Source organism: Limosilactobacillus urinaemulieris (assembly GCF_014838745.1).
GTDB lineage: Bacteria > Bacillota > Bacilli > Lactobacillales > Lactobacillaceae > Limosilactobacillus > Limosilactobacillus urinaemulieris.
On record NZ_JABUXR010000038.1, the window covers coordinates 1 to 1,552 of the forward strand.

Sequence of the window (1,552 nt, forward strand, 5' to 3'; positions counted from 1 at the left end):
GTATCTGTCAAGTTTTCATAGGTAGCCTTTAAATATGCAGTTTTAGTGCGTAAGAGTCTTAAGAACTCGGCCCATTGGTCTACTAGTTGCAGTATTAATTGGAATGTCTCCGTGGATCATGCCTGATGAAGATGGCGTGGGTACCCTGCGTAAAAATTCGCCAGTTCGAATCTGTAGTTCCTGCAGTAGATGCGGTGACTCTACCTTGGGTAGGACAGTCAATTGATTGAGGGTAGTAGTTAAATTAGTCGGTAATTCGCCATTGACTCGTGCTTCGATTAACCCAATCATGGCTTTAGCTCCCTTAATTGTCCACGACTTCCCCTGTTTCTTCATGCGATAGGTAAAAGCGCGATGAGCGCTTTCAATTGATCCAATGAGACGCATGCCTTTAAACCCGCGTCGTTGAGGTGCTAAAAGATATGGTCAGTTCCGCGTTAAATATTTCCGTAGCCGCGTTAGGTCGGCTTCTTGATGGGGAGTTAAGTCTTGTGACTCATACGTATCCAAAACTAATGTTAACTGGTGCTTATCATAATCTCGCACGGTTTGGATTGCTTTTACAGTTAACTCATTTTGATGGCCTAAGGTATGTTCAATTTTCTGAAAGCAGTGATAACGGTCTAAAAAATATTCACCCTGGGCTCCTTGAGGGACTAAGGTTAAGAGCCTGGTCCAGTGTCACTCGCCAAAAAGATCGTTTGTCCATGCAGCTTATAATGACGATCTAAATAGTCACTTAGTCGTGATTATAGCTGTTCCTGATGGTCAACACTTAAGAAATCGTGGCGATTAATGATATGATTAGCCTCCCGTTCATACACTCGATAATGATGAACCAGCGTCAGCTGGGCGGGGTGTTGACTTTTAATCATAAATGCATCGCCCTCAATAGTTAAGTGCTTGGGAACTTGGCGATGAACGGTCTTTTGTTCATTGCGCTGACTTTCTTTAGCTACCTGGCTACCTAACTCATGCACGGCATGCATCACCGAATCTGCCGTAATTCCACTATCAAAGACCAGATTCAAAATATTTGCCGTATTACGCATCGTTGTGGTCTGAGCGATTTTCGCCATCATCATTAAGTAATGCGGTGATAAACGTCGCCGTGGCTTCAGCTGGAGCTTCCGATCAAGATAAAATTCATGCCTACCCAAACCCGTTTGATAATAACGTCGCCGAAAGGTGACAGGGCCGAAAATGCAGTTAAGGGTCCGTGCTTGCTTATTAATTACTTGGTAATTAGCCGGTGTCTGGGACTTCAAGCTTTGATCCAATCCCTCCATAAAGTTTTGCATCATTACTTGGCCTAAGCGGAGGACGCCGTTTAAAATCACCTGTTCAGCTTCAAATAAACTATCAGCTTTTGCCAAATTACGATCGATTTCTGTTAAAATAGTCATGAGGAAAGACCTACCTTTGTTTAGTATTCAGCACACTAAAGGCTACCGGTCTTTTCTTTTTTTGTAAATAAGCAAATTGGTATAGAAAAAAGGATTTTCACGACCAGATGATTTATTCATCCAACCTATGAAAATCTTACACTAAC

1 pseudogene is annotated in these 1,552 nt (G+C 42.5%); it reads right to left on the reverse strand.

Annotation, left to right across the window (positions count from 1 at the left end):
* Window positions 1–42 precede the first annotated feature (42 nt).
* Window positions 43–1,406: pseudogene (locus HUK45_RS09255) on the reverse strand (ISLre2 family transposase).
* Window positions 1,407–1,552 lie beyond the last annotated feature (146 nt).